At 37.3% G+C, this 22,904-nt stretch carries 21 protein-coding genes; 16 read left to right on the top strand and 5 right to left on the bottom strand.

Going from position 1 to position 22,904, the window contains the following annotated elements:
• Positions 1 to 291 precede the first annotated feature (291 nt).
• Positions 292 to 2,652: a bifunctional 2',3'-cyclic-nucleotide 2'-phosphodiesterase/3'-nucleotidase gene (locus ACIQXI_RS18490; protein ID WP_402927630.1), complete on the top strand. Its 2,361-nt coding sequence runs from the start codon at positions 292 to 294 to the stop codon at positions 2,650 to 2,652.
• 29 nt (positions 2,653 to 2,681) lie between these two features.
• On the opposite strand, the gene ACIQXI_RS18485 is transcribed toward ACIQXI_RS18490, so the two are convergent.
• Both ACIQXI_RS18485 and ACIQXI_RS18480 read right to left on the bottom strand, forming a co-directional pair.
• Complete coding sequence (locus ACIQXI_RS18485) at positions 2,682 to 3,053, bottom strand: DUF2500 domain-containing protein (RefSeq protein ID WP_402927629.1); 372 nt, start codon at positions 3,051 to 3,053, stop codon at positions 2,682 to 2,684.
• A 161-nt stretch (positions 3,054 to 3,214) separates the two neighbouring features.
• The gene (locus ACIQXI_RS18480; RefSeq protein ID WP_402927627.1) at positions 3,215 to 4,078 is read right to left on the bottom strand and encodes a VOC family protein; all 864 of its coding nucleotides are present in this window, start codon (positions 4,076 to 4,078) and stop codon (positions 3,215 to 3,217) included.
• 142 nt (positions 4,079 to 4,220) lie between these two features.
• Here ACIQXI_RS18480 and ACIQXI_RS18475 point away from each other — a divergent pair, with 142 nt between their 5' ends.
• From ACIQXI_RS18475 to ACIQXI_RS18415, 13 genes are all read left to right on the top strand, one after another.
• Positions 4,221 to 4,526, top strand: coding sequence for a winged helix-turn-helix transcriptional regulator (locus ACIQXI_RS18475; protein WP_402927625.1), 306 nt, complete (start codon positions 4,221 to 4,223; stop codon positions 4,524 to 4,526).
• 254 nt (positions 4,527 to 4,780) lie between these two features.
• Positions 4,781 to 5,695: a UDP-N-acetylmuramate dehydrogenase gene (gene murB, locus ACIQXI_RS18470; protein WP_402927624.1), complete on the top strand. Its 915-nt coding sequence runs from the start codon at positions 4,781 to 4,783 to the stop codon at positions 5,693 to 5,695.
• A gap of 55 nt (positions 5,696 to 5,750) precedes the next feature.
• A complete protein-coding gene (locus ACIQXI_RS18465) occupies positions 5,751 to 6,506 on the top strand; it encodes an exodeoxyribonuclease III (RefSeq protein WP_402927623.1) in 756 nt (251 codons plus the stop codon).
• Positions 6,507 to 6,780: 274 nt separating this feature from the next.
• Positions 6,781 to 9,144, top strand: a complete 2,364-nt coding sequence (locus ACIQXI_RS18460) for a penicillin acylase family protein (protein ID WP_402927621.1) — start codon at positions 6,781 to 6,783, stop codon at positions 9,142 to 9,144.
• A gap of 180 nt (positions 9,145 to 9,324) precedes the next feature.
• Positions 9,325 to 9,696 carry an ArsR/SmtB family transcription factor gene (locus ACIQXI_RS18455; protein WP_402927619.1) on the top strand — a complete coding sequence of 124 codons (372 nt, stop codon included), beginning with the start codon at positions 9,325 to 9,327 and terminating at the stop codon, positions 9,694 to 9,696.
• The gene (locus ACIQXI_RS18450) at positions 9,677 to 11,800 is read left to right on the top strand and encodes a heavy metal translocating P-type ATPase (protein ID WP_402927617.1); all 2,124 of its coding nucleotides are present in this window, start codon (positions 9,677 to 9,679) and stop codon (positions 11,798 to 11,800) included. The genes ACIQXI_RS18455 and ACIQXI_RS18450 overlap by 20 nt, the downstream gene beginning before the upstream one ends.
• Before the next feature lie 170 nt (positions 11,801 to 11,970).
• Positions 11,971 to 12,249: a late competence development ComFB family protein gene (locus ACIQXI_RS18445; protein ID WP_402927615.1), complete on the top strand. Its 279-nt coding sequence runs from the start codon at positions 11,971 to 11,973 to the stop codon at positions 12,247 to 12,249.
• Between the two features lie 140 nt (positions 12,250 to 12,389).
• A complete protein-coding gene (mntR, locus tag ACIQXI_RS18440) occupies positions 12,390 to 12,809 on the top strand; it encodes a transcriptional regulator MntR (RefSeq protein WP_402927614.1) in 420 nt (139 codons plus the stop codon).
• Positions 12,810 to 12,956: 147 nt separating this feature from the next.
• Positions 12,957 to 13,814: a CvfB family protein gene (locus ACIQXI_RS18435; protein WP_402927612.1), complete on the top strand. Its 858-nt coding sequence runs from the start codon at positions 12,957 to 12,959 to the stop codon at positions 13,812 to 13,814.
• Positions 13,815 to 13,952: 138 nt separating this feature from the next.
• The gene (locus ACIQXI_RS18430) at positions 13,953 to 14,867 is read left to right on the top strand and encodes a DUF1002 domain-containing protein (RefSeq protein WP_402927610.1); all 915 of its coding nucleotides are present in this window, start codon (positions 13,953 to 13,955) and stop codon (positions 14,865 to 14,867) included.
• A gap of 136 nt (positions 14,868 to 15,003) precedes the next feature.
• A complete protein-coding gene (locus ACIQXI_RS18425) occupies positions 15,004 to 15,285 on the top strand; it encodes a GNAT family N-acetyltransferase (protein WP_402927608.1) in 282 nt (93 codons plus the stop codon).
• A 317-nt stretch (positions 15,286 to 15,602) separates the two neighbouring features.
• Positions 15,603 to 16,052 carry a GNAT family N-acetyltransferase gene (locus ACIQXI_RS18420; protein WP_402927606.1) on the top strand — a complete coding sequence of 150 codons (450 nt, stop codon included), beginning with the start codon at positions 15,603 to 15,605 and terminating at the stop codon, positions 16,050 to 16,052.
• 69 nt (positions 16,053 to 16,121) lie between these two features.
• Positions 16,122 to 16,433, top strand: a complete 312-nt coding sequence (locus ACIQXI_RS18415; RefSeq protein ID WP_402927604.1) for a hypothetical protein — start codon at positions 16,122 to 16,124, stop codon at positions 16,431 to 16,433.
• 425 nt (positions 16,434 to 16,858) lie between these two features.
• Here ACIQXI_RS18415 and ACIQXI_RS18410 read toward each other — a convergent pair whose 3' ends face one another.
• From ACIQXI_RS18410 to ACIQXI_RS18400, 3 genes are all read right to left on the bottom strand, one after another.
• The gene (locus ACIQXI_RS18410) at positions 16,859 to 18,010 is read right to left on the bottom strand and encodes an MFS transporter (RefSeq protein WP_402927602.1); all 1,152 of its coding nucleotides are present in this window, start codon (positions 18,008 to 18,010) and stop codon (positions 16,859 to 16,861) included.
• A gap of 109 nt (positions 18,011 to 18,119) precedes the next feature.
• Entirely contained in the window at positions 18,120 to 19,640 is a 1,521-nt protein-coding gene (scpC, locus tag ACIQXI_RS18405; RefSeq protein WP_402927601.1) for a succinyl-CoA:acetate CoA-transferase ScpC, read from the bottom strand.
• Positions 19,641 to 19,937: 297 nt separating this feature from the next.
• The gene (locus tag ACIQXI_RS18400; RefSeq protein WP_024361329.1) at positions 19,938 to 20,588 is read right to left on the bottom strand and encodes a LytTR family DNA-binding domain-containing protein; all 651 of its coding nucleotides are present in this window, start codon (positions 20,586 to 20,588) and stop codon (positions 19,938 to 19,940) included.
• Positions 20,589 to 21,082: 494 nt separating this feature from the next.
• Here ACIQXI_RS18400 and ACIQXI_RS18395 point away from each other — a divergent pair, with 494 nt between their 5' ends.
• Together ACIQXI_RS18395 and yidC are read left to right on the top strand one after the other, a co-directional pair.
• Positions 21,083 to 21,904 (top strand): helix-turn-helix transcriptional regulator, encoded by an 822-nt coding sequence (locus tag ACIQXI_RS18395; protein ID WP_402927600.1) that lies wholly within the window; start codon positions 21,083 to 21,085, stop codon positions 21,902 to 21,904.
• Positions 21,905 to 22,124: 220 nt separating this feature from the next.
• Positions 22,125 to 22,886, top strand: coding sequence for a membrane protein insertase YidC (gene yidC, locus ACIQXI_RS18390; protein WP_402927598.1), 762 nt, complete (start codon positions 22,125 to 22,127; stop codon positions 22,884 to 22,886).
• Positions 22,887 to 22,904 lie beyond the last annotated feature (18 nt).

Below are 22,904 nucleotides of genomic sequence, written 5' to 3'. Positions count from 1 at the left end.
TAAAAGTCCTCTCAATATTGAGAGGGCTTTTTTTATTGGATTTATAGAGGTATGGTAGAGGTATGAAGGTCTGACATATTGGTACTGTGCAGTTATTAAGTGTTTACAGAAAATAACATACTATAAAAAGAAATGAGTGAGAAATAATAATAATATATGATTTGTTTGAAAAGTGTTTAGCTATTAATTAAAAAGTACATACAATTAGGTCTAAGTATTCAGTGAAATTCATCATTAGTATAATATAATAGTAAACGTAGGAAAATATTATATTTATAGGGAGGTAATTGCTTGAACAAGAAATTATTAACTAAAATGCTAGCTGTTTTACTTGTTTTATTTACTGTCTTACCGTTTAACCTATCAGCACATGCTGCATCGAATGATGTAACACGTGGGGATTACGTCAAGGAACTAGTAGAAAGCTTGAACGTCGAGCTTGGTGACGGATCTTCGCTTCGTTTTACTGATGTCTCGAAGGATTTAGCTCCTTACGTGGAAAAGGCAGTAGAACTTAAACTAATTAAAGGTAAAACAGCAACATTATTTGCTCCAAATGATAAATTAACTCGTCAACAGGCATTTGTTATTTCAGCGCGTGGCTTAGTAAAAGATAATGCTTCGCTTAGCGAATTAGACAAATTCCAGGATGCAGATCAAATTGCAAAGACGCATAAGCAAGATTTAGCAAATGCTGTAGCGGCAAATATTTTACAGGGGTACGAAGATAATACAATTCGTCCACGTGACTATGTGACAGCTGAGCAAATGCAAAGTATTATTGAACGTTTTGTAACTGAATATCAAGTACCTAGTACTTCAACAACAGTAGATCTTCAAATTTTAGGTACAACAGATATCCATACTAACTTAGCAAACTATAATTACTATTTAGATGCAGAGTCTGCTGATGTCGGATTAGCAAACACTGCGACACTTATCGAACAAGCCCGTTCAGAAAATCCAAATACTTTATTATTTGATAATGGGGATTTAATCCAAGGGACACCACTAGGTTCTTATAAAGCTCTAGAAAATGTGCTAAAGCCAGGTGAGGTTCATCCAGCTATAGCAGCTTTAAATGCGCTTAACTATGATGGTGGTACGTTAGGAAACCATGAGTTTAACTATGGTTTAGACTTTTTAACGGAAGTTTTAAATGATGCGCAATATCCAGTCGTGAATGCAAACACTTATGACGCGAAAACAAAAAAACATATGTATACTCCATTTGTGATTATCGATAAAGAGGTTGTGGACAATACAGGGAAAAAACATACACTTAAAGTAGGTGTAACAGGTATTGTACCAACGAAGATTGTTGAATGGGATGCTATTCATCTAGAAGGTAAAGTTGAAATGCAAGAGCCAGTAGAGGCTATTAAAGAAGTTGTACCTGAAATTCAAAAAGCAGGTGCAGATGTTATCGTCGTGCTTTCACATTCAGGTATCGGTGAAGATACGAATGTGCAAGGTGCTGAAAATGTAGGCTATCAAATTTCTGAAATTGAAGGAATTGATGCGTTAATTACAGGTCACTCGCATTTAACATTCCCTGGTGACTATAAAGATCTTAAAAATGTTGATCAAGAAAAAGGGACAATTAATGGCGTGCCTACTGTAATGGCAGGTAGCTATGGAAGTCACCTTGGCGTTATTGACTTAAAACTAGAACAACAAGGTTCTAAATGGGTTGTGACAGATGGACAAGGTTCAATCCGTTCGATTAAACAAGAAGGCTTACAACCGTCGCAAACTGTCTTGAACGCTATTAAGGAAGCACATGAAGGTACATTAACGTACATTCGCCAAGCTGTTGGTGAAACGACTGCACCTATTCATAGTTATTTCTCAATGGTGCAAGATGATCCATCAATTCAAATCGTAACACAAGCTCAAAAATGGTTTATTGAAAAAGAATTAAAAGGGACTGCTGATGAAAACACACCATTACTTTCTGCAGGTGCTCCTTTCAAAGCGGGCTCACGCAATAACCCTGCAGACTTCACTAATATTCCTGTAGGTCCACTTGCAATTAAAAACATGGCGGATATTTATCATTATGACAACACTGTTGCAACAATTAAAGTAACAGGTGCACAAGCAATCGAATGGTTAGAGATGGCTGCTGGCATTTTCTCTACAATTGATGCAAACAAAACAGACGAACAAAACATTATTGATGCTGAAGCACGTTCATACAACTTTGATGTATTAGATGGTTTAACATATCAAATTGATGTCACATCTCCAGCAAAATACGATCGTCGTGGTAAATTAATCGATGACAAAGCAAACCGTATTAAAAATGTACAATACAATGGTAAACCAATTGATTTAGAGCAAGAGTTCATTATTATTACAAACAATTACCGTGTTGGTGGTTCATATGGTGCGACGTTTAAAAATGCGGAAGGCACAAACGTGACAAACTACGCTTATGAAAATCGTCAAGCAGTCATTGATTATATTATGGCAAACAAAACAATTAATCCTGCTGCGGATAACAACTGGTCATTTGTACCATTCCCAGCAAATACAAAAGTTATTTACCATTCTGCAAAGGATGCCCAAAAGGTCATTCCAGCAGGTAGCAATATCGAGTATCTTGGTGATACAGAGGGTGGCTTTGGTAAATATTTAATTAAGTAATACTACTTATGTAAAAAAAGAGAGCACGATTATTCATCGTAGCTCTCTTTTTTATGGCGTTCAAATGTTTTGAAGCGAGTGCCTTGAAACGTTAATATGCCAAAGTCGTGCTCAGCTAACAGCCCATAGTTCCGACCATCGAGCTTTAACTCTATACGATCTCCACTTTGAACTTCAAAAGTGACATAGTAGGAAGTATGAGCACTAGAGTTGCCAGCACCGCCTCGTGTGTCTGTCCGTTTCGTAACAATTTTAGATGGCACTGTTAGCTCGGGTGCATTATTATTTTTAGTCCATTGTCTAATACCGTTAAGTATAACGAAGGCAAAAGTACCGAAGACGATGAAAAAAATCATCGAAATAAAAAGTGAAACAAATGAAAATTCATCAAACCACAACATTGTAGTCCTCCTATTCAGACTGCTGCTAATAGCATTTTCGAAAGAAATGCCTATGCAATTTGAACAGCATCTATACCTGAATGATAAATGAATGCATTTATTGGTTCAATGTTTTTTACAAAAAAGGGAATTTTATATTAGTTATATTATCCTTATTTAAATTAACGAACGTAAAAGATCATATTATCCTCGTTGAAATCTGCAATAACTAACTGTTCATTGTCGAATGTAAATGGGATTTCCTTGTCTTTTAAATTAGACAGCAACTTTTGTAATTCTTCAGGTGAAGAAAGAGATAATGTATAGCTAAGTAAACCTGTTGTTTGTGTTGGAGGCACTGGTGCACCGACACCTTGCCAGATGTTGACCGCAATATGATGGTGATAACCTCCCGCTGAAATGAATAATGCGCTATCTTGGAAGTTAGTCATAATATCAAAACCAAGTGCATCTATATAGAAGTAAGTTGTTGCATCATTAATTACGCTGACATTTAAATGCATATGACCTAATACAGTGCCTGTTGGAAAACCTGTCCAAGGACGCTGGCGGTCATATAATGCCATCACACCTTCTATATCCACTGCTTCTGTTGTCGTGACAAGTCCACCATGACCATCGCTAATCCAGTCCGTACGAGGACGATCATGGTAGATTTCGATTCCGTTACCTTCAGGATCATTTAAGTAAAAGGCTTCTGAATAAATATGATCCCCTGCCCCTGAGATAGCTACACCTGTATTCAATAAATTGCCGATGACATAAGCTAAATCTTCCCGTGAAGGAACTAAAATAGCAAAATGGAATAATCCAGTCGTACGAGGTGGACGAATCGTCACGCCATCATCTGTTGATAATACTAAAATAGGCTTTGTATTGCCTGGAATAGAAAATGTCACGTCGCTCGCAGATTGGTTTAGTACTTGAAGACCGAGTCGTTTATAAAAATCAGTCATTGTCTCTAACGACTGTACAAGTAAATGTAAATGTTCAAGCTGTAATTTAGCATCCATTTTAAAGGTCATAATAAATAAATCCTCCGAATCTTTAGTTACTTTTTGTAATTAAATATAAAATAGTAAACACATTACGTCAAGTAAATAAGTTACTTTAAATTTACTTTTTCTTACTTTGTCGGTACAATAGAATACATAAGAGGTGAAAAATATGAATGAGACAACTTTATGTCCTCGTTTAGCTAAGGCAATGGACTTAATTGGGAAACGCTGGACTGGGCTAATTTTATATCGACTATTAGACGGATCACAGCGCTTTAATGAGATTGAATCAGCATTGCCTGTAAGTGGCCGTCTATTATCTGAACGTTTAAAGGAGCTTGAAAAAGAGGGGCTTGTTGAACGTAAAGTATTTTCAGAGGTGCCTGTACGAGTAGAATACTCTTTAACAGATAAAGGTCGTGCATTAGAAGGGGCTATTCGTAATATTGAGTCATGGGCAACTAACTGGCTGTAACAAATGAACAGATGAAATGTAAATGCGTAATTAAATGAAAACTATCAAGTGAAAGCTTTATCGTTCATAGATAGGTATAATAAATCGGGCAGTTAGTAAGTCCTAAATGTTGCGGAAAATGCACGCTATAACTTAAGTAGACTTTCTACTGCCCGTTAATGCGCGAAAAATACCCTTCATTTTACTTGTCAAATCGAGGTTCTAAATCCATACTAGTGTAGAGTAAGAAGGACGTTAGAAAGGAATTAGCTCTCATGACAAAAGAACAATGGGCTGCGGATTTAGCACAACATATAAATCCAGCCAATATTAAGCTAGATGAATCATTACAAAAATATACAATGACAAAATTAGGCGGTAAAGCAGATGTATTTGTTCTTCCAGCAACAGAGGAAGAAGCAATTGCAGTTATTCGCTATGCACATTTAAATAATATTCCATTATTAATGTTAGGAAATGGCTCAAACATGGTTGTCCGCGATGGAGGTATGCGTGGGATTGTGGTGACATTTGCACATTTAGATGAAATTCATATAAATGGGGATCATGTCTATGCACAAAGTGGCGCACTCATTAAGGACGTATCGAAGCTAGCGGCGGCTGCTTCTCTAACAGGTTTTGAATTTGCTTGTGGTATTCCAGGTTCCATTGGTGGAGCGATGGCGATGAATGCTGGGGCTTATGGTGGTGAAATAAAGGATATTATTATTTCTTCTAAAGTTTTAACAAAAGAAGGAGATATTTTAATTTTATCAAAAGAAGAGCTCGAATTAGGTTACCGTCAAAGTAGCATTGCGAAGAAAGGTTATTATGTACTGTCTTCTGAATTCCAATTAACTAAAGGTGTGCAAGAAGAAATAGATGCAAAAATTGCTGACTTAACGTTCCAACGTGAATCGAAGCAACCATTAGAGTATCCTTCGGCAGGCAGTGTGTTTAAGCGCCCACCAGGACATTTTGCAGGCAAGCTTATTCAAGATAGCGGCCTACAAGGTAAAGGAGTCGGTGGAGCGGAAGTTTCTACAAAGCATGCAGGCTTTATTGTCAATAAAGGAAACGCAACGGCTACTGATTATATTGCAACAATCCGAATGGTACAACGAGTAGTAAAAGAAAAGTTTGATATCGATTTGGAAACAGAAGTTAAAATTGTTGGAGATGACCTATAAAAACAATACCGCTCTTCGCTATTGGCGAAGGGCGTTTTTTGAGGAGTGTGAACAAATGAAGTTTATATCATGGAATGTCAATGGTATACGAGCGTGTGTAGGAAAAGGCTTTTTAGATTTTTTTCATAGTGTAGATGCTGATTTCTTCTGTATTCAAGAGACAAAATGCCAAGCAGGGCAGATTGAGCTTGCATTAGATGGCTATGAGCAATATTGGAATTATGCGCTGAAGAAGGGGTATTCAGGAACAGCCATTTTTACAAAGCATACCCCACTTTCCGTACACTACGGTGTTGGAGAGGATGACTCGCAGGACGAGGGAAGAATCATTACATTAGAATACGATAAATTTTTCGTAGTTAATGTTTATACACCAAATGCACAACGTGATTTAGCAAGATTACCTTTTCGACTAGAATGGGAGGATCGATTAGCGTTGTATTTAAAAGAGCTGGACGCCCAAAAACCAGTTATTTATTGTGGAGATTTAAATGTGGCCCATGCTGAAATTGATTTGAAAAATGCCAAATCGAATGTTGGTAATTCGGGTTTTACATATGAAGAACGTGCTAAAATGACTGATTTATTAGCAAGTGGCTTTGTCGATTCTTTCCGCTACAAACATCCCGATGTAACCGATCATTACACATGGTGGTCGTATATGAATAAAGTGCGTGAACGAAATATTGGATGGCGCATTGATTATTTTATTGTATCTGCGTGCTTAAAGGAACAAATTGAGGTGGCTACCATTCATCCTCATATAATGGGTAGTGATCACTGTCCAATAGAATTACAACTAAATGTTTAAAATTGTGTGAGTGCCTGGCACTCACACAATTTTGAAAAATCCACTACGTTTTCTGTGGGCACACAGTAAGCCGCAACCCTCGCTGTCGCGAGAAGGTACAGCGTCTTACTGTGGTGCATGTTAAGCAGAAGGCTACGTGGATTTTTTGTTTTTATAAATTTAATACTGGTGAAAAATTCAGAATTGTGTGAGTGCCTGGCACCGTGAAAAGGCACCGTGAAAAGGATTTGAGGGGCTAAATCCAGAATATATTCTTATAAGAGGGGGTTGTAAGTTGAGAAAGTTTAAGTGGAAAAAGTGGTTATTGGCTATTGCTGGGGTGTTAGCTGTAGTAGTCATAACAGCTGTTATTGTTTTTACATGGTTTATGAATAAATCAAAACCGATTATTGATGGGGAGCTTGCTGTTAGTATGCTCGACAAAGATGTAACGGTGACGAGGGATGATAAAGGGGTTCCGCATATATTTGCCGAGACGGATGCGGATTTATATCGTGCACAAGGTTTTGTGCAGGCGCAAGATCGACTATTCCAAATGGATTTAGCGCGGAGGCAGGCGAGTGGTCGTTTGTCAGAAATTATTGGTGAGGCAACAATCAATACAGATAAGCATTTCCGTACCTTTAGTCTCCGCAATGCGGCTGAAAAATCATTAGCAGCTTATGATGCAAATAGCAGGCAAGTGCTTGAATGGTTTGCGGAGGGAGTAAATGCCTTCATCGATCAGGCGAAGAGTACGAATACATTAAGCTATGAATTTGCTTTACTAGGTTACGAGCCAGAAGAATGGACGGTTGTAGACTCTTTAACTATCGGAAAATATATGGCATACGATTTAGGGGGTAATTGGAATACATTAGCTTTCCGTCATTGGGCTTTACAAAACTTCGATGACGAAAAAGCAAAGGAATTATTTATAACGTATCCTGAAAATGCATCATCCATTATTGAAGCAAATAAAAATAATCCTGTGTCCGTTGCAGGACAATTTAATACAGAGTTATTGCCAAACGAATTTAATGGCAGCAATAACTGGGTTGTCTCTGGCGACAAAACTGAGTCAGGGAAGCCGATTTTAGCAGATGATCCGCACTTAGGATTAAGCACACCATCTATTTGGTATCAAATGCATTTACAGTCACCACAACAAAATGTAAGTGGTGTAATCTTTGCAGGAATTCCGGGCATTATTTTAGGCCATAATGATGAAATTGCATGGGGAGTAACGAATGTAGGCCCTGATGTACAAGACTTATATATTGAAATACCAAATCCAGATAATCCTACACAATTCCGCTACGATGGGAAGTGGGAACAAGCAGAGGTGCGTAAAGAACCGATAAAGGTAAAAGATCTCGAAACGGTAGATTTTGAAGTTATCGTCACAAAGCACGGTCCAATTATGACCGATTTAGTATTTAAGGAAACGGAGCCATCCGCCGAGTTTTCAATGCAGTGGACAGCACTTCAACCAACTACTGAATTACGAGCGGTGCTTGGTTTTAATAAATCAAAATCTTGGGATGACTTTGAACAGGCTTTAGAAGATTTTAAAGCACCGGCGCAAAACTTTGTCTTTGCCTCTAAGGATGGCACGATAGCCTATAAAGCGAACGGTCAAATTCCGTTGCGCAAACTAGGGGATGGGCAATTACCGGTCCCTGGTGATTCCAGTGACTATGGTTGGGACGGGTTTATTCCATGGGATGAGTTACCGACTGTCGTCAATCCAGAAGAAGGCTTTATTGCAACAGCAAATAATGAAGTAATAGGCGAAGAATATCCATATCATATTACGGATTTTTGGGCGCAACCTTATCGCTTTGAACGGATTAAAGAAGTGCTAGAAGCAAATGATTCTCTGACGGTTGAAGATATGATGGAGCTACAAATGGATCAACATAATCTATATGCCCGTGAGTTTTTGCCGGATTTATTAACATCTATCAGATTGATGGATAAGGATGAAAAGTATTCTGAAGTGATTGCATTATTAGAGGACTGGAATATGGTAGATGCTAAAGAGTTAGGAGCCCCATTAGTATTCCATACGTTAATGCTGCAATTACAAGAAGTGTTGTTTAAAGAGCAAATGCCAGAGGATATGTATAACATGATGTACGGCAAGTTTAATATTACGGACCAGCTTTTGCGTAAAACATATGCTGGCGAGACAAGTGTCTGGATGGAGGAGCAAGGTGGTGTTGATGCCGCCGTTTATAAAGCGTTTGAACGCACTGTGGCACAAATTGAAGGTCAGTTCGGGAAAACGGTATCGAAATGGCAATGGGGTGATTTCCATCAACTAACGTTTGATCATTCATTAGGAAGTGCTTCACCGATACTAGCCGCATACTTTAATGCGAAGAAAGTGCCGATTGGTGGCTCCAAAGTGACGGTGCAGGCTGCTGATAATGATTTGGCGGGCAACGTCAATCATGGGGCATCGTGGCGTTTTGTTGCGGATGTTGGTGATTTAAGCTCAGCCTTCCATATTGTTGGGCCTGGTCAAAGCGGTCATGTAAAATCGGATTGGTATCAGGATCAAGTAAAGGACTGGGCAAACGGTAATTATCATGAAACCTTTGTTAAAAAAGAAGCGATTAAAGGTAATACTGTAGTATTACAAGCTCAATAAAATAAAAATCAGCGCATGTTTTATGCGCTGATTTTTATTTGAGTGCCAGGCACCAAAACAATTCTGAAAATTTGTTGCTGGCGTGATAGTCATCCTATACATTCAAATGCCCGTTTGAATATGATGGAATATTATGTTATATTAAAAACAATCAAACGAATATTTGAATGAGGTGAGGAATTGACGAAAGAAGTATGTGATGTAACGCATGTTAATGAACAAGCGGTCACAAGAGTACAGCAGCAAATGCCAGACTTATCAGGTGTTGCCCAATTTTTAAAGGCATTATCGGATGAAACAAGACTTAAAATAGCGTATGCCTTAACGGTAGAGGATGAATTGTGTGTTTGTGATGTTGCGACCATCATAGGTTCATCTGTAGCGACAGCATCCCATCACTTACGTTATTTAAAAGACCATAGTTTAGCGAAATCGCATCGTAAGGGAAAGCAAATGTATTACGCTTTAGCCGACGAGCATGTATATCAAATTGTTACGATTGCCTATGAACATGCGAAAGAAGGGATTGCCAATGGCAGTGACACCAAGTAAGCAAGAGTATCGTCTGCAAAACTTATCCTGTGCTAGCTGTGCAGCTAAATTCGAAAAAAACGTAAGAGCGATTCCTGAGGTTCAAGATGCACAAGTAAACTTCGGCGCTTCTAAAATAATGATTGTCGGGGACGTTACGGTCGGTCAAATTGAAGAAGCGGGGGCATTTGATGGCATTAAAGTTTCACAATCAGCAACAAAAGCTACTGAAAAAGCAATGCCTTTTTATAAGAAAGCGGAAAATATATTAGCTAGTGTCTCGTTGCTATTCGTTGTAGTTGGTTATTTATTGTCTTCTGTTCGCGGAGAAGGAGACTTTTTAACAATTGCTATGTTTATTATTGCGATTGTTGTTGGCGGGGTGAAAATCTTTAAAACTGGCTTGCGCAACCTTGCACGCTTTGAATTTGATATGAAAACGCTAATGACCATTGCGATAATTGGTGCTGCCATCATTGGAGAATGGGAAGAAGCAGCAGTTGTTGTCTTTTTATTCGCAGTAAGTGAAGCTCTTGAAGCCTATTCAATGGATAAAGCACGGCAATCGATTCGACAGCTGATGGATATCGCTCCGCCAACTGCCACTATAAAAAGAGCGCATGGTGAGCATTTCCACGAAATAGAATTAGCAACGGAACAGATAGAAATTGGCGATATTTTATTAGTGAAACCTGGGCAAAAAATTGCTATGGATGGTGTTGTGCTCGCTGGACTATCTGCGGTCAACCAAGCAGCCATTACAGGTGAATCCATTCCGGTCAATAAGACAGTCGGTGATGAAGTCTTTGCGGGAACGTTGAATGAAGAAGGCGCATTAGAGGTCCGTGTAACGAAACGTGTAGAGGATACGACGATTGCAAAAATTATTCATCTAGTTGAAGAGGCACAGGCAGAAAAGGCACCATCGCAACAATTTGTCGATCGCTTTGCGAAATATTATACGCCGATTATTATGCTCGTAGCATTACTTGTAGCAATTATTCCACCTTTATTTGTAGGCGATTGGCAACATTGGATTTATCAAGGCTTGGCTGTCCTTGTTGTCGGTTGTCCATGTGCGCTTGTTGTTTCTACACCAGTAGCAATCGTAACTGCTATCGGCAATGCTGCAAGACAAGGTGTTCTAATAAAAGGCGGTATTCATTTAGAGCAACTAGGCCATATAGATGCTGTTGCCTTTGATAAAACAGGCACATTAACAAAGGGAACTCCTGTTGTAACAGATATTTTCTCACAACAGGAAATGACGGAAGAAGAGCTGTTGCAATTGGTGGCTGCCGTTGAAAAACAATCGCAACATCCATTAGCTAAAGCTATTTTAAAGGCGTTACATGAAAAACAGCTAACAGAGCTTGTACCAACAGATTTTCAATCCGTAACAGGTAAGGGTGCCTTTGCAACAGTTGCTGAGCAAAAAATTTATGTCGGTAGTATGAAATGGATTGCAACACTAGCTACAGTTGATGAAATGATAAAAGAACAGGTTCAAAAACTTCAACAACAGGGTAAAACAGTAGTAGCGGCTGTTCGAGATGGGCATTTTATTGGGATCATAGCGATTGCTGATCAATTACGTGAAGAAAGTAAAGAGGTACTGCAAAAATTAAGTGCTTTAAAGGTGAAGCATACTGTGATGCTAACAGGAGATGCTAAATCGACAGCTGAAGCAATTGCCTCAACTTTAAGAATGAGCGATGTGAGAGCAGGATTACTGCCCGCTGAAAAATTAGCTGCTATTAAAGCATTACGCACGCAATACGGAGCTGTTGCAATGGTGGGAGATGGTGTCAATGATGCGCCGGCATTAGCTTCTGCTAATGTAGGTATTGCCATGGGTGGAGCGGGTACAGATGCTGCGCTAGAGACGGCTGATATTGCACTAATGGGCGATGATTTGACGAAATTACCTTATACCATTGCGTTAAGCAGAAAAACATTACGAATAATTAAAGAAAATATTATTTTTGCACTAGCTTTAAAATGTATTGCCCTACTACTCGTAATTCCGGGGTGGTTAACATTATGGATTGCCATTTTTGCAGATATGGGGGCAACATTACTTGTTGTTTTCAATTCTTTAAGGCTTATTAAAACGAAAAGATAATAGGTAATACGGAGTGTTCAGATTTGTCGAGTGGGTATTTGCTCACATCAATATTAATTTATGAATGTTATATAGATGCTACTAGCGATTCTTGAAAACGGCTATATTTCACGCTATTATTAATTGAGGTAAATTGTAACAATTCATTATAAATGAGGCGAAAGTTTTATATGTCAGAACCTATTTTGGTAAATGTTACAGAGGAAATTGTGCGTGGTTTAGTAAGTTTTCTACTTCGAGGACCAGAATATCAAACATTTTGTAAATGTCAGAGCTGTGAATTTGAAACAGTGGCACTTGCTTTAAATGTTTTGCCTAGTAAGTATGTTACATCTATGGAAGCGCGAGATGAAGCATTTAAAGCATTGAATACTCCTGAAAATATCGAGCTGATTAACAGAGAAATTATTCGTGCATTACATGTGGTAAATAAGTATCCTCGACATTAGATAGAGCCCACTTCTATTTGGAAGTAGGCTCTTTTCATATTTTGATGAAGTGTTTATCTTGGATATGTATTTTCAGTTAACTTTTAAGGCAAGCTTGTAGTAAACTAGAGAGTAAGAAAAGGAAAGAGAGGGAATAAGATATGCCAACACCTAGTATGGAGGACCATATCGAACAAATATATTTATTAATCGCTAATAAAGGTTATGCTCGAGTGTCTGACATTGCTGAAGCATTATCTGTTCTTCCTTCTTCTGTTACTAAGATGGTTCAAAAATTAGATAAAGACGGTTATTTAGTTTATGAAAAATATCGTGGGCTAACATTGACACCAAGAGGAGAACAGCTTGGAAAACGTCTTGTGCAGCGACATGAACTGCTAGAGCAATTTTTACGAATCATTGGTGTAGATGAAGAACGTATTTACAATGATGTAGAAGGAATTGAACATCATTTGAGTTGGAATTCGATTGATCGTATTGCAGATCTTGTGCAGGTCCTGGAAGAAAATCCAGACATCGCAAAAAAATTAGAAGCCTCTAGAACGCAACATAATCTATAAGATAATCTGGTTATCCGTGGGGTTTTCGAGCGTGCTACATCCCTGCGTTAGAGATGTTGTTACATGACCCGCATAGTTAACCCGTGTTAAATGTATACGGAATTATATATTTTGCGAAAATGATGGTATGAAGGAAAGGAAGACATTATGAACGAATTAAAATCAGGTGAAGTTGTTACTTTAACTGTGTTAGAGCAACAAGCATCGAAATGGATCTTAACAAATGGGGTAGTTGAACTGCCATTAAATGCTTCTGAGGTCACAGAACCACTTGCTGTAGGGGATCGACTTGAAGTATTTTTATTTGCCGATCGACGTGGCGATTTAGCTGCCACTACTGCTATTCCAGCAATTTCACAAGGTGAATACGGCTGGGCACGAGTTCTTCGTGTTGTTGAGCGAGAAGGAGCCTATGTAGATATTGGTACTTCACGTGAAGTGCTTGTAAAAGCAGAGGACCTACCTGCTATTAAAGAAGTATGGCCTGAACCAGGTGACCATTTATTTATGACATTACGAACAGATCGCAATGGCGATTTATTTGGTCGTTTAGTAACGGAAGAGAAAATATTGGAGTTATATGAAGGTGCATTTGAAGATATGCACAACAAAAATATAACAGCACGTCCATATCGTTTATTACCAGTAGGCTCATTTTTATTAGGTGTAGAGCAACCGTATCGTATTTTCGTTCATGAATCAGAACGTTATGCGGAGCCTCGTCTTGGACAAGATGTTCAAGTGCGTATTATTGATGTCAAAGAAGATGGCTCAATGAATGGTTCTCTATTACCTCGTAAACACGAGCGTATTACGGGAGATGCGCAACAAATCCTAAGCTATTTACAAGATGTTGGTGGTAAAATGCCATTTAGCGATAAATCATCACCAGATGAAATTAAAGAAATGTTTAATATGAGTAAAGCGTCATTTAAACGTGCATTAGGTACTCTTATGAAGGCCGGTAAAATAAAACAACAAGATGGCTGGACTGAGGAAATCTAACGTAAAGCTTTTATAAATATGAAGAAAATGACGAGAGCTAAGCCTGAAACCTTCTCGTCATTTTTTCGTACTAATAACTGTATAGTGACATACATTATACAGGCTCAATGATTTTTCTAGCGAAAGGGGTCACACAATGTGAAGAAAACATGGGGGAAAATACTAGTAGCGACGATGCTAGTATTTGGTGTGCTGGCACCAACAAAGGGATTTGCGGCAGACAATACGCCACCGAAAGCAATTGATGAGAAGTTAGGTGTACCAATTGTCGTATATGGCGCAAACCTTTCAGAAGAAGAAAAAGAATCTGTTAAAAAATCGTTAAAAGTAAATGAAGATCCTGAAGTTGAAGAAATTACAGTATCAGGGAATGACTTAGCAAAATACATTAAAGATAGTAACGCAAGCTCACGCATGTATTCTTCTGCAAAAATTACGCGTAAGGATGCTGGGAAAGGCTTAGTAATTGAGATTGTAACACCATCCAATATTACACAAGTAACGTCAGAAATGTATGCAAATGCAATGTTAACAGCAGGTATTGAAGATGCAACGGTTCAAGTAGCCGCTCCGAAGCCTGTAACAGGTCACTCTGCGCTTGTTGGTATTTATAAAGCTTATGAGGTTACAACGGGCGAAACGTTAGATATAGACCGTACAGACGTTGCCAATGAAGAACTATCTGTAGCAACTAAACTAGCTGATTCTGCTGGAGTTGATGATGCGAAGGTAGCGGAATTACTTACGGAAATTAAAAAGCAAATTGCTGAGGTAAAGCCAGCAACACGTGAAGATGTTGAAAAAATAGTACAAGAGCAGTTAGATAAGCTCGAAGTTAATTTAAGTGAAAAAGATCGTCAGCTATTAGTAGATCTGATGGACAAAATTAGTAAACTAGATATTGATTTTAGTAAATGGTCTGATCAATTAAATGATATTAGTAATACATTGCAAGAAAAGTTTGGCGCATTAATGGAAGATGAAGGCTTCTGGACGAGTGTGAAAAATTTCTTTGCAAATTTAAAAGATACCATTTCAACGTGGTTTAATTAAATCAATGAGCTCTCTGCAATCGACGGCAGTAGAGCTTTATTATTTTGTTTAACCCAATTGAACAGTCGAAGTACTGTCTACTTTTTTGTAAAAATGCAAAAAGCTATGGTACTATGAAAAAAAGGAGTGGTGAGAAATGGAATTCCAATTACAAAATGTAACGGCAAACAAACTAGCTTTTGTTTATAAGCAAGACGGGGAACAGTTAGCGGAAATTACATGGAAGCAGGAAGGCCAAGTAATGGTCATGGATCACACTTACGTTTCAGATAAGCTCCGAGGCCAAGGAGTAGCAAAAAAATTATTAGACCGCGCAGCTGATTATGCCCGTGAACATCATTTTAAAATGAAAGCTGTTTGTTCATATGTAGTAGCAGTCTTTGAAAAGTCTAATGCTTATGATGATGTAAAACAATAAAAAGAAAGCAATCTGCTACCTAGCTTCGAGCTACAATGCAGATTGCTTTTTAGGTTTTCGTATAAATAATTTTCATCTTGCACATTTTCAAAAAACGATACCGTAAATAAGTAATGTTAAAACGCCCGCGCCTCCTAATAACGAAGCCATGTCTACCCAATCATATATTAAATCTAAATCTTTCATAAAAAACATCCTCCTATCGTTTGTAATATTGTATTATTTCCCTCATATTGTTAGTGTTAATCATGAATAATTACAAAATGATTAAGAATTACGAAATAAATAATAAATTATGACTTGGAGAGTGATGGCGAATGTCTTGGAAAATACAGACGTACGATGAATTAACAACGGAAGAACTGTATAAAATTATTCAGCTACGCATAAATGTTTTTATTGTTGAACAACAAACGTGTTATGAGGATTTAGATAACCATGATCAAAACGCTATACATATATCATATGTTGAAAATGGAAAATTATGCGCATATTCGCGTATATTACCCCCAGGAGAAAAATTTGAAATGGCCTCAATAGGACGCGTAATTACCAGTCAAGAAATGCGTGGCACAGGGTTGGGGAAAGAGATGATCCAATTAGCATTGGATATTATCGAAGAGCGATGGTCAGGGAGTGCAGTTTTTATTCAGGCACAGCAATATTTAAAAAAGTTTTATGGTTCCTTTGGCTTTCAGCAAGTTTCAGAACCGTATATTTACGACAGCTTGCCACATATTGATATGCTATATCAAGTAAAAAAATAATGTTTAGTCCTCTAAGAATAGGGAAATGCTATAGTATAGCCAGTTTCTATATATTTAGGAGGGATTATTATGGCAAAGAGTAAAGGCACAGGTGTTGTATTAGCTGGATTAGCTGGATTTGCAGCATCTTATTTAAGTAAAAAAGAAAATCGTGATAAAGCATGGGATATGATCAACAGTGCAAAATCTAAACTTGAATCTTATCTGAATTCTTCTAATGTTAATATGGATGATAAAATTGCGGAACGTGTAACTACCGAGGTAGCAACTGAAGCGGGCACAGCGCCTACAAAAATAGCCTCGAACGAAATGGTTTCAGAAGGTGGCGGCCATACAGGCGTTCACTTCTACAACGAAGAAATACAAGAAAAAGAGAAATAACAAAAAAACCTTCTCATCTAGCTATGAGAAGGTTTATTACGTAGATAATTAAATTTGTGGTTGTTCCGCTGGTAGTCGAGCAATCCTTCACTACAGCGCGACTTCCATTCAGCAACTTAAGCAGTGGTGGCGGCTAACGATGTGCCCGTGGAAAGCGAAGTGAATTTTTACGCTTTAGAAGATAGCTTTTGCCAAGTACCAGTCACTATTTGAGGGAAAAGCTCTGCGACAAAGCGTTTTAATAACTAAGTAAAAATTCACGAAGACTCCTGCGGGCACAGCACAGAACGTAAGACGCAACAAGCCGAGCGCAAGCGAAGTGAATTTTTACGCTTTAGAAGATAGCTTTGCCAAGTACCAGTCACTATCAAAAGAAAAAGCTCTGCGACAAAGCGTTTTTTACGAAATAGGACCCGATACGTTGCTTAGATAGTTGTTTGAGACTGCCGCTTTTTATTTGGAATAAGCGTCACACCAGCGAAGGTAATGAGGACAATGCCAGTGAAAATAAAGCCGCTCACTACACCGAGTGATAACCAACCGAGCAATGAAGAGCCAAGTACCACGCCTAATGAGAAAAAGGCATAAAAATAGCCGTATGCTTTCCCACGTATTTCAACATTCGTAGAGTCAATTAACAGTGAATTGATAGACGGGAATAATAAACCGAAACCAATGCCATAGCAAATCATAGCTAAATAAAGTAGCGTACTCGAATCTGCTTGGCTAATTAGTATTTGACTGAGACCCATTAAACCGATCCCCAGAGCTAATGTTTTAATCGGAGCAACCTTATCAAAAATCCGATTACTCGGCAAAATAAACACAAGCACAGCGACGATACCAAAGGCACTCATTAACGTACCACTTAAGCGTGAATCGAAGCCTAAAGCATGAACTTTTAATGGTAATAAGTAAGCGATAACTCCTTGTGAAAACATTAAAAAGAAAGCGCCTGAAAAGGCTTTTAACGTACCGACATTATTAAAAAATACACTGATAGGAATATGAGGGCTAGAAGATGTCTTGTCCTTTTTCACCTGATTAGATTTAAGTAAAAAGAACGATAGAATTCCTAACAGTAACATAAAACTAGCAGTAATATTAAAGACAAAAGGTACACTTGTGCGACTTGCTAGAATACCACTAAAAGCAGGTCCGATGATAGCGGCAATACCTACAAAGGCTCCGGAAATAGCACTACCTTTGCCGCGTTTCTCTTGATCGGTAGCGTTAGCTAAAAATGTAAAAGCCGCAGGAACAATAAAGCCGGCAACCAATCCATGGATGAAACGAACGATTAATAGGGCAAGTGGAACATCTACTAAATTATACAAAGTAAGTGAGAGTCCTGTTGTTAACAGCCCAATAATTAAAATGATAAAGGGCCCTTTACGATCTGTTAAAAAACCAGAAATAATATTCCCAAACGTATTAGAAAGAGAATACATACCAACTGCAAGTCCCGTTAAAAAAGCGGATGCCCCTAAAGATTCCGCGTATGTACTCATGACAGGAAGCTGAGTAAATAGGTCAAAAAATGAAAAGAATATAATCAAGTAGATAAATTTTTTCATAACTCCTCCGACTACAATAAACGACTTAGTAGGTTTATTATAACATTTTCGACAAAAAAGAACGCCTAATAAGTTGAAAACAACTTATTGGGCGTTCTGGATAGCGATATTAAGCTTTAGCAATTTCTTTTTTCATTGTTTTGTTTTTAGCAAGGTTTACGTGCCAAGAAAGAGCCTCTTCTAAAATGTGAGGAGTTTGTTGGTTACCTGTTGCTTCTACTGCGCGGTTGTAGTAATCCCATAATTGCTCTTTGTAATCAGGGTGTGCACAGTTTTCAATGATTAAAGGTACACGTTCTTTCGGTGCTAAGCCGCGTAAGTCAGCGATACCTTGCTCAGTGATAATTACATCTACATCATGCTCAGTGTGGTCTACGTGAGAAACCATTGGTACGATTGAAGAAATCGCGCCGCCTTTTGCATAAGATTTTGTTACAAAAATACCAAGACGTGCATTACGTGCGAAGTCCCCAGAACCACCAATACCATTCATCATACGAGTACCTGATACGTGAGTTGAGTTTACGTTACCGTAAATATCTAACTCAAGAGCAGTGTTAATTGAGATTAATCCCAAACGACGGATAAGCTCAGGGTGGTTAGAAATTTCTTGTGAACGTAAGCAAATTTTATCAGCATATTTTTCTAAATTGCCGTAAACTTTTTTCTGTAATTCTTCAGTAAGTGTAATTGAAGTAGCTGCAGCAAATTTAACTTTACCTGCATCGATTAAGTTGAATACAGCATCTTGAAGTACTTCAGAAGCAACAACTAAATCTTCAAATTCAGAATCTGCAAAGCCATCAAGTACAGCATTTGCAACAGAACCTACACCAGATTGTAATGGCATTAATTGTTTTGTTAAACGGCCCGCTTTAATTTCATCACGGAAGAAGTCTAATAAAATGTTAGCCATTGTTTGTGTTTCTTCGTCTGGTGGTACGATTAATGAAGGAGCATCTGGCTCTTCAGAAATAACAATCGCTTTAATTTTTGCTGGATCAACTTTGATACCGATTTCGCCAATACGTTGCATTGCATCTGTCATTGGAATTGCTTCACGATTACCTTGCTCGCCAGGAACATAAATATCGTGAATACCGATTAATGCTTCTGGATGAGAAATGTTTAACTCGATAATAATGTTTTCTGCATATTGTGCGAAAATTGGAGAGTTACCTACAGAGTTGGTTGGAATGATATAACCCTCTTCTGTAATAGCAACCGCTTCAAGAATTAAATATTTAATAGGTCCGATAATTCCTTGACGCACTAACTCAGCATTGTGAGAAAGGTGAGCATCTACATATAAGACATCACCAGAGTTAATTAAGTTACGGATACCAGAGTCACCTTGGAAAGGTCCGCGTTTGCGAATAGCACCAGCTTCTGCTAGGTGTTTATCTACTTCTGGTCCTAATGATGCACCTGTGTATACATCAATTTTAAACTCTTCATTTTTTGCGCGTTCAACTAATGCCATTGGAACTACTTTTGCGTCCCCAGCACGAGTAAAACCACTCATACCAACTACATCACCATTTGAAATAAGTGCTGCGGCTGCATCAGCCGAAACAATTTTACTTTCAAGTTCTTTTAAACCTAGGCGTTTTTGAATATTTGCATCCATAAAAAAATCCTCCCCTAAATCATTTTGATGGAAACCGATTACAAAACTAGAAAAACCTGTATGAATTTTCTGTTTATTTAGTTGTAGTATGACTCCAACCATTTGATTAATATTATCACCAATTTGTCACAAAAACTTTAGTATTAGCATTAAATTATGTAATCGGAGGAAAAACGAGCAGAAGGTTGATTTTTCGACAGAGAAAACGTTTTAATGTAGAGTATATATTTTCCATGGTAAAATTAAAAAAGTACAGCACGGCCTCCGGAAGGGGAGGACTTGCTGTACTGGGGTAAATTAGAAACCTAAAGATCGACGGAAATAACTTGCGTAACGTTGACTAACAGGAATGCGTGTACCGTCTTTCATAATTAATAAGAAAGTGGAATGAGAATCTGGTTGAATTTCATCAATGTAATCAATGTTTACAATATAAGAACGATGACATCTAATAAATGAGTCTGGTGCTAAAAATAGCTCAAGATCACTTAAATTTAAACGGTGATAGCCTTCACGTCCCATTGTTTTAACAAATGTTTTACGAAGCTGTGTTTCAAGATAAATGACTTGATCATGCTTAATTGGATACCAACAATCATCGATTTTAATCGTGATATAGTTTGTCAAAAATGCAGACGGTTTTTGTGGGAAGATGGCTGTAATAGCACCTTTTGTTTCGCCTTCTTCCATTAGAGGAATACTCATGCCATAGTAAGCAACGCCAAAGACATCAGGTTCGATATATGTGCTGATTTTTTGTCCATAGCTTAAAGCTTTATGTGCTGCTGATCCTTCTTTAATAGGGTCGCCCGGCTTAATTTTCAAATCAACCTTTTTGCTTGGTTGGTAGTACAAGTATTCGTTTGTATCAGAAATTGCAATTGAAGTATTCTCAGGGAAAAACTCCTTAATAATCTCCATGATTTCTTCTATTTGTTTTGGATCCACTATTAGCACCTCGTTTTAACTTTTAAAAATAGTATTATCATCTATTTTACTACATATTCGTATAAATTATATAGAGAAGATTTCGGAATAAAATAGAGATATGTTAATTGCTAAAATAAATTGAATAAAAATTATTCAATATATTGAAATTAATACCTATTTATATTTAATATGTATATGGTAAATATTAAATGCCGATTCATAAGTTTACATCGTTTCTACTATCTTTATATGATAAATAAGAACTAGAACGATGTACAAAATGTGGTTGAAAGGAAATCGCAGAATATGGTAAAATTCACTGTAAAGTATATTTTTTTTAATACTAGTGTTTAAGATGGGTTATTTTTAAGCTATTATTCTATATATTATTGTGTAATAGGACTCAATTCATAAGCTAAATAAGTAAATACTTTTTTCTTATTTTGGAATTTTAATTAGAAGTCTAATATTGCAAGGTAATTCGTGCACTCTGAGGAAAGATGGGGAAGATTATGCAACTACATCAACATTCTATGTCAGAAACGATATCAAAAAGATACTTCCAAGAAATCGATAATATTAATCAATACATCGGTGTAGAAGAATTTTTTAATATTGAGTCAAAATTAATATTTGAAATTTACCATTTAGAATCTGCAAAAGCCAAAAAATCTTTGCATGAATTAATAGATATTCTGTCGATACGTTTTGGCAAGCAAGTTATTAAAATTGTACGAAGTTATTTTTCGGTTCTGTCCTCGATTGTTGCTCGTAAATTGCTAGACAATCAAGTACCTTCGAAGAAAGCTTTTGCTTTTAATATTGCATGTAATGATATGATAGAAAATCAAATGAAAGACGCAGAATTTTTGCAATTTGCTGATGATTTAATTGATTTCTTTGTCTACTTTATCGCAGATAGAAAGCAACCGACTTTCCGTCACCAGACAGTTAATAAGGTCATTATGTTTATAAATGATGAGTTAGAGAATGATCTAACAGTAGAAAGTATCGCAAATAACTTTCATATTAGTACAAGTCACTTATCACGTATTTTTAGAGAACATGTTGGCATTACATTGGTGGAATATTTAAATGTGCGTCGAGTTGAGGAATCGCAATACTATTTACGCCATACAAATAAAAGTATTACATCAATCTCTGACCAATTCCATTTTTGTAACCAAAGTTACTTTACGCGTATTTTCAAGAAATATACTGGCGTAACACCTAAACATTTTCGTGATGAGCTTCACCATGAATTTTATCGTTTTGAAATGAACGATACAGCTACTGAAACAGATGCTGAACAAAACGAAACACAAAATGTTTAATAGACAGTTCTACTAATGAATGAAGTGTCATTAAATATTATAAACATACTGTAAGATGCGATCGTATTAGCGATGCTAAAGCGAGCATCTTTTTTATGTGAATGACTGTTGTGGTTTTAGAACAACGAGATTGGATGAACAACTAGCGCTTGCTATTTGATAAAGGTAGTCTTTATAAGGTATACTTCACATTAGTTGAAAAATAATAGTAGGTGGATAAATGAAAAATTTGAAGCTATTATCAATGCTTGGACTTGTTGTTTTTGTATTAAGCGGCTGTCAAGCAGTTGAGAACAAAGAAGGCTTTTTCTATAGTGTTTTTGTAAAACCTATGGAATTTTTACTGGAGTTTTTCGGAAATGATATTTTTTCAGGTAGCTATGGTTTAGCGATCATCGCCATCACAGTTCTTATTCGTTTAATCTTAATGCCGATTATGTTGAAAAACTATCGTCAGCAACAATTGATGAAATCGAAAATGGATGCCTTCAAACCTGAAATGGAAGCCGTTCAGAAAAAAATGAAGGAAGCAAAGACAAAAGAAGAACAAATGCAATATCAACAAGAAATGATGGCGTTGTATCAAAAACACGGTGTTAATCCATTGAATATGGGTTGTTTACCAATGTTAATTCAAATGCCTATCATTATGGGTCTTTACTTCTCAATTTTATATTCTGCCGATGTGAAATCACATGAGTTCCTATGGTTTAGCTTAGGTTCACCAGACATTGTGATGACAATTATTGCAGGGATTGTTTATTTAGTACAAGCACGAGTATCTTTATGGACTGTTCCGGAGCAACAAAAAAAGCAAATGAAAATGTTTATTTACATTTCGCCAATAATGATTGTCTTTATTTCTATGTCCTCTATGGCAGCTCTACCTCTTTACTGGTCTGTCAGCGGTGCATTACTAATTCTTCAAACATATATTGGTCGAAAATATTACTCGGAGCATCCCGAAAAAGCAAAATCATAAATAAATTGATGTCGAGGC

This window comes from Lysinibacillus sp. NPDC097195, assembly GCF_044762075.1.
In the GTDB taxonomy this organism is placed as follows: domain Bacteria; phylum Bacillota; class Bacilli; order Bacillales_A; family Planococcaceae; genus Lysinibacillus.
This window is presented reverse-complemented; position numbering and strand designations above follow the sequence as displayed.

Excerpts from the sequence above, each read along its gene's own strand:
- ACIQXI_RS18465 (WP_402927623.1), top strand. The coding sequence starts at position 5,751 with ATGAAGTTTATATCATGGAATGTCAATGGTATACGAGCGTGTGTAGGA.
- ACIQXI_RS18450 (WP_402927617.1), top strand. The coding sequence starts at position 9,677 with ATGGCAGTGACACCAAGTAAGCAAGAGTATCGTCTGCAAAACTTATCC.
- yidC (WP_402927598.1), top strand. The coding sequence starts at position 22,125 with ATGAAAAATTTGAAGCTATTATCAATGCTTGGACTTGTTGTTTTTGTA.
- ACIQXI_RS18445 (WP_402927615.1), top strand. The coding sequence starts at position 11,971 with ATGTCAGAACCTATTTTGGTAAATGTTACAGAGGAAATTGTGCGTGGT.
- ACIQXI_RS18395 (WP_402927600.1), top strand. The coding sequence starts at position 21,083 with ATGCAACTACATCAACATTCTATGTCAGAAACGATATCAAAAAGATAC.
- scpC (WP_402927601.1), bottom strand. The coding sequence starts at position 19,640 with ATGGATGCAAATATTCAAAAACGCCTAGGTTTAAAAGAACTTGAAAGT.
- ACIQXI_RS18485 (WP_402927629.1), bottom strand. The coding sequence starts at position 3,053 with ATGTTGTGGTTTGATGAATTTTCATTTGTTTCACTTTTTATTTCGATG.
- ACIQXI_RS18420 (WP_402927606.1), top strand. The coding sequence starts at position 15,603 with ATGTCTTGGAAAATACAGACGTACGATGAATTAACAACGGAAGAACTG.
- ACIQXI_RS18435 (WP_402927612.1), top strand. The coding sequence starts at position 12,957 with ATGAACGAATTAAAATCAGGTGAAGTTGTTACTTTAACTGTGTTAGAG.
- mntR (WP_402927614.1), top strand. The coding sequence starts at position 12,390 with ATGCCAACACCTAGTATGGAGGACCATATCGAACAAATATATTTATTA.
- ACIQXI_RS18480 (WP_402927627.1), bottom strand. The coding sequence starts at position 4,078 with ATGACCTTTAAAATGGATGCTAAATTACAGCTTGAACATTTACATTTA.
- ACIQXI_RS18425 (WP_402927608.1), top strand. The coding sequence starts at position 15,004 with ATGGAATTCCAATTACAAAATGTAACGGCAAACAAACTAGCTTTTGTT.
- ACIQXI_RS18475 (WP_402927625.1), top strand. The coding sequence starts at position 4,221 with ATGAATGAGACAACTTTATGTCCTCGTTTAGCTAAGGCAATGGACTTA.
- murB (WP_402927624.1), top strand. The coding sequence starts at position 4,781 with ATGACAAAAGAACAATGGGCTGCGGATTTAGCACAACATATAAATCCA.
- ACIQXI_RS18410 (WP_402927602.1), bottom strand. The coding sequence starts at position 18,010 with ATGAAAAAATTTATCTACTTGATTATATTCTTTTCATTTTTTGACCTA.
- ACIQXI_RS18415 (WP_402927604.1), top strand. The coding sequence starts at position 16,122 with ATGGCAAAGAGTAAAGGCACAGGTGTTGTATTAGCTGGATTAGCTGGA.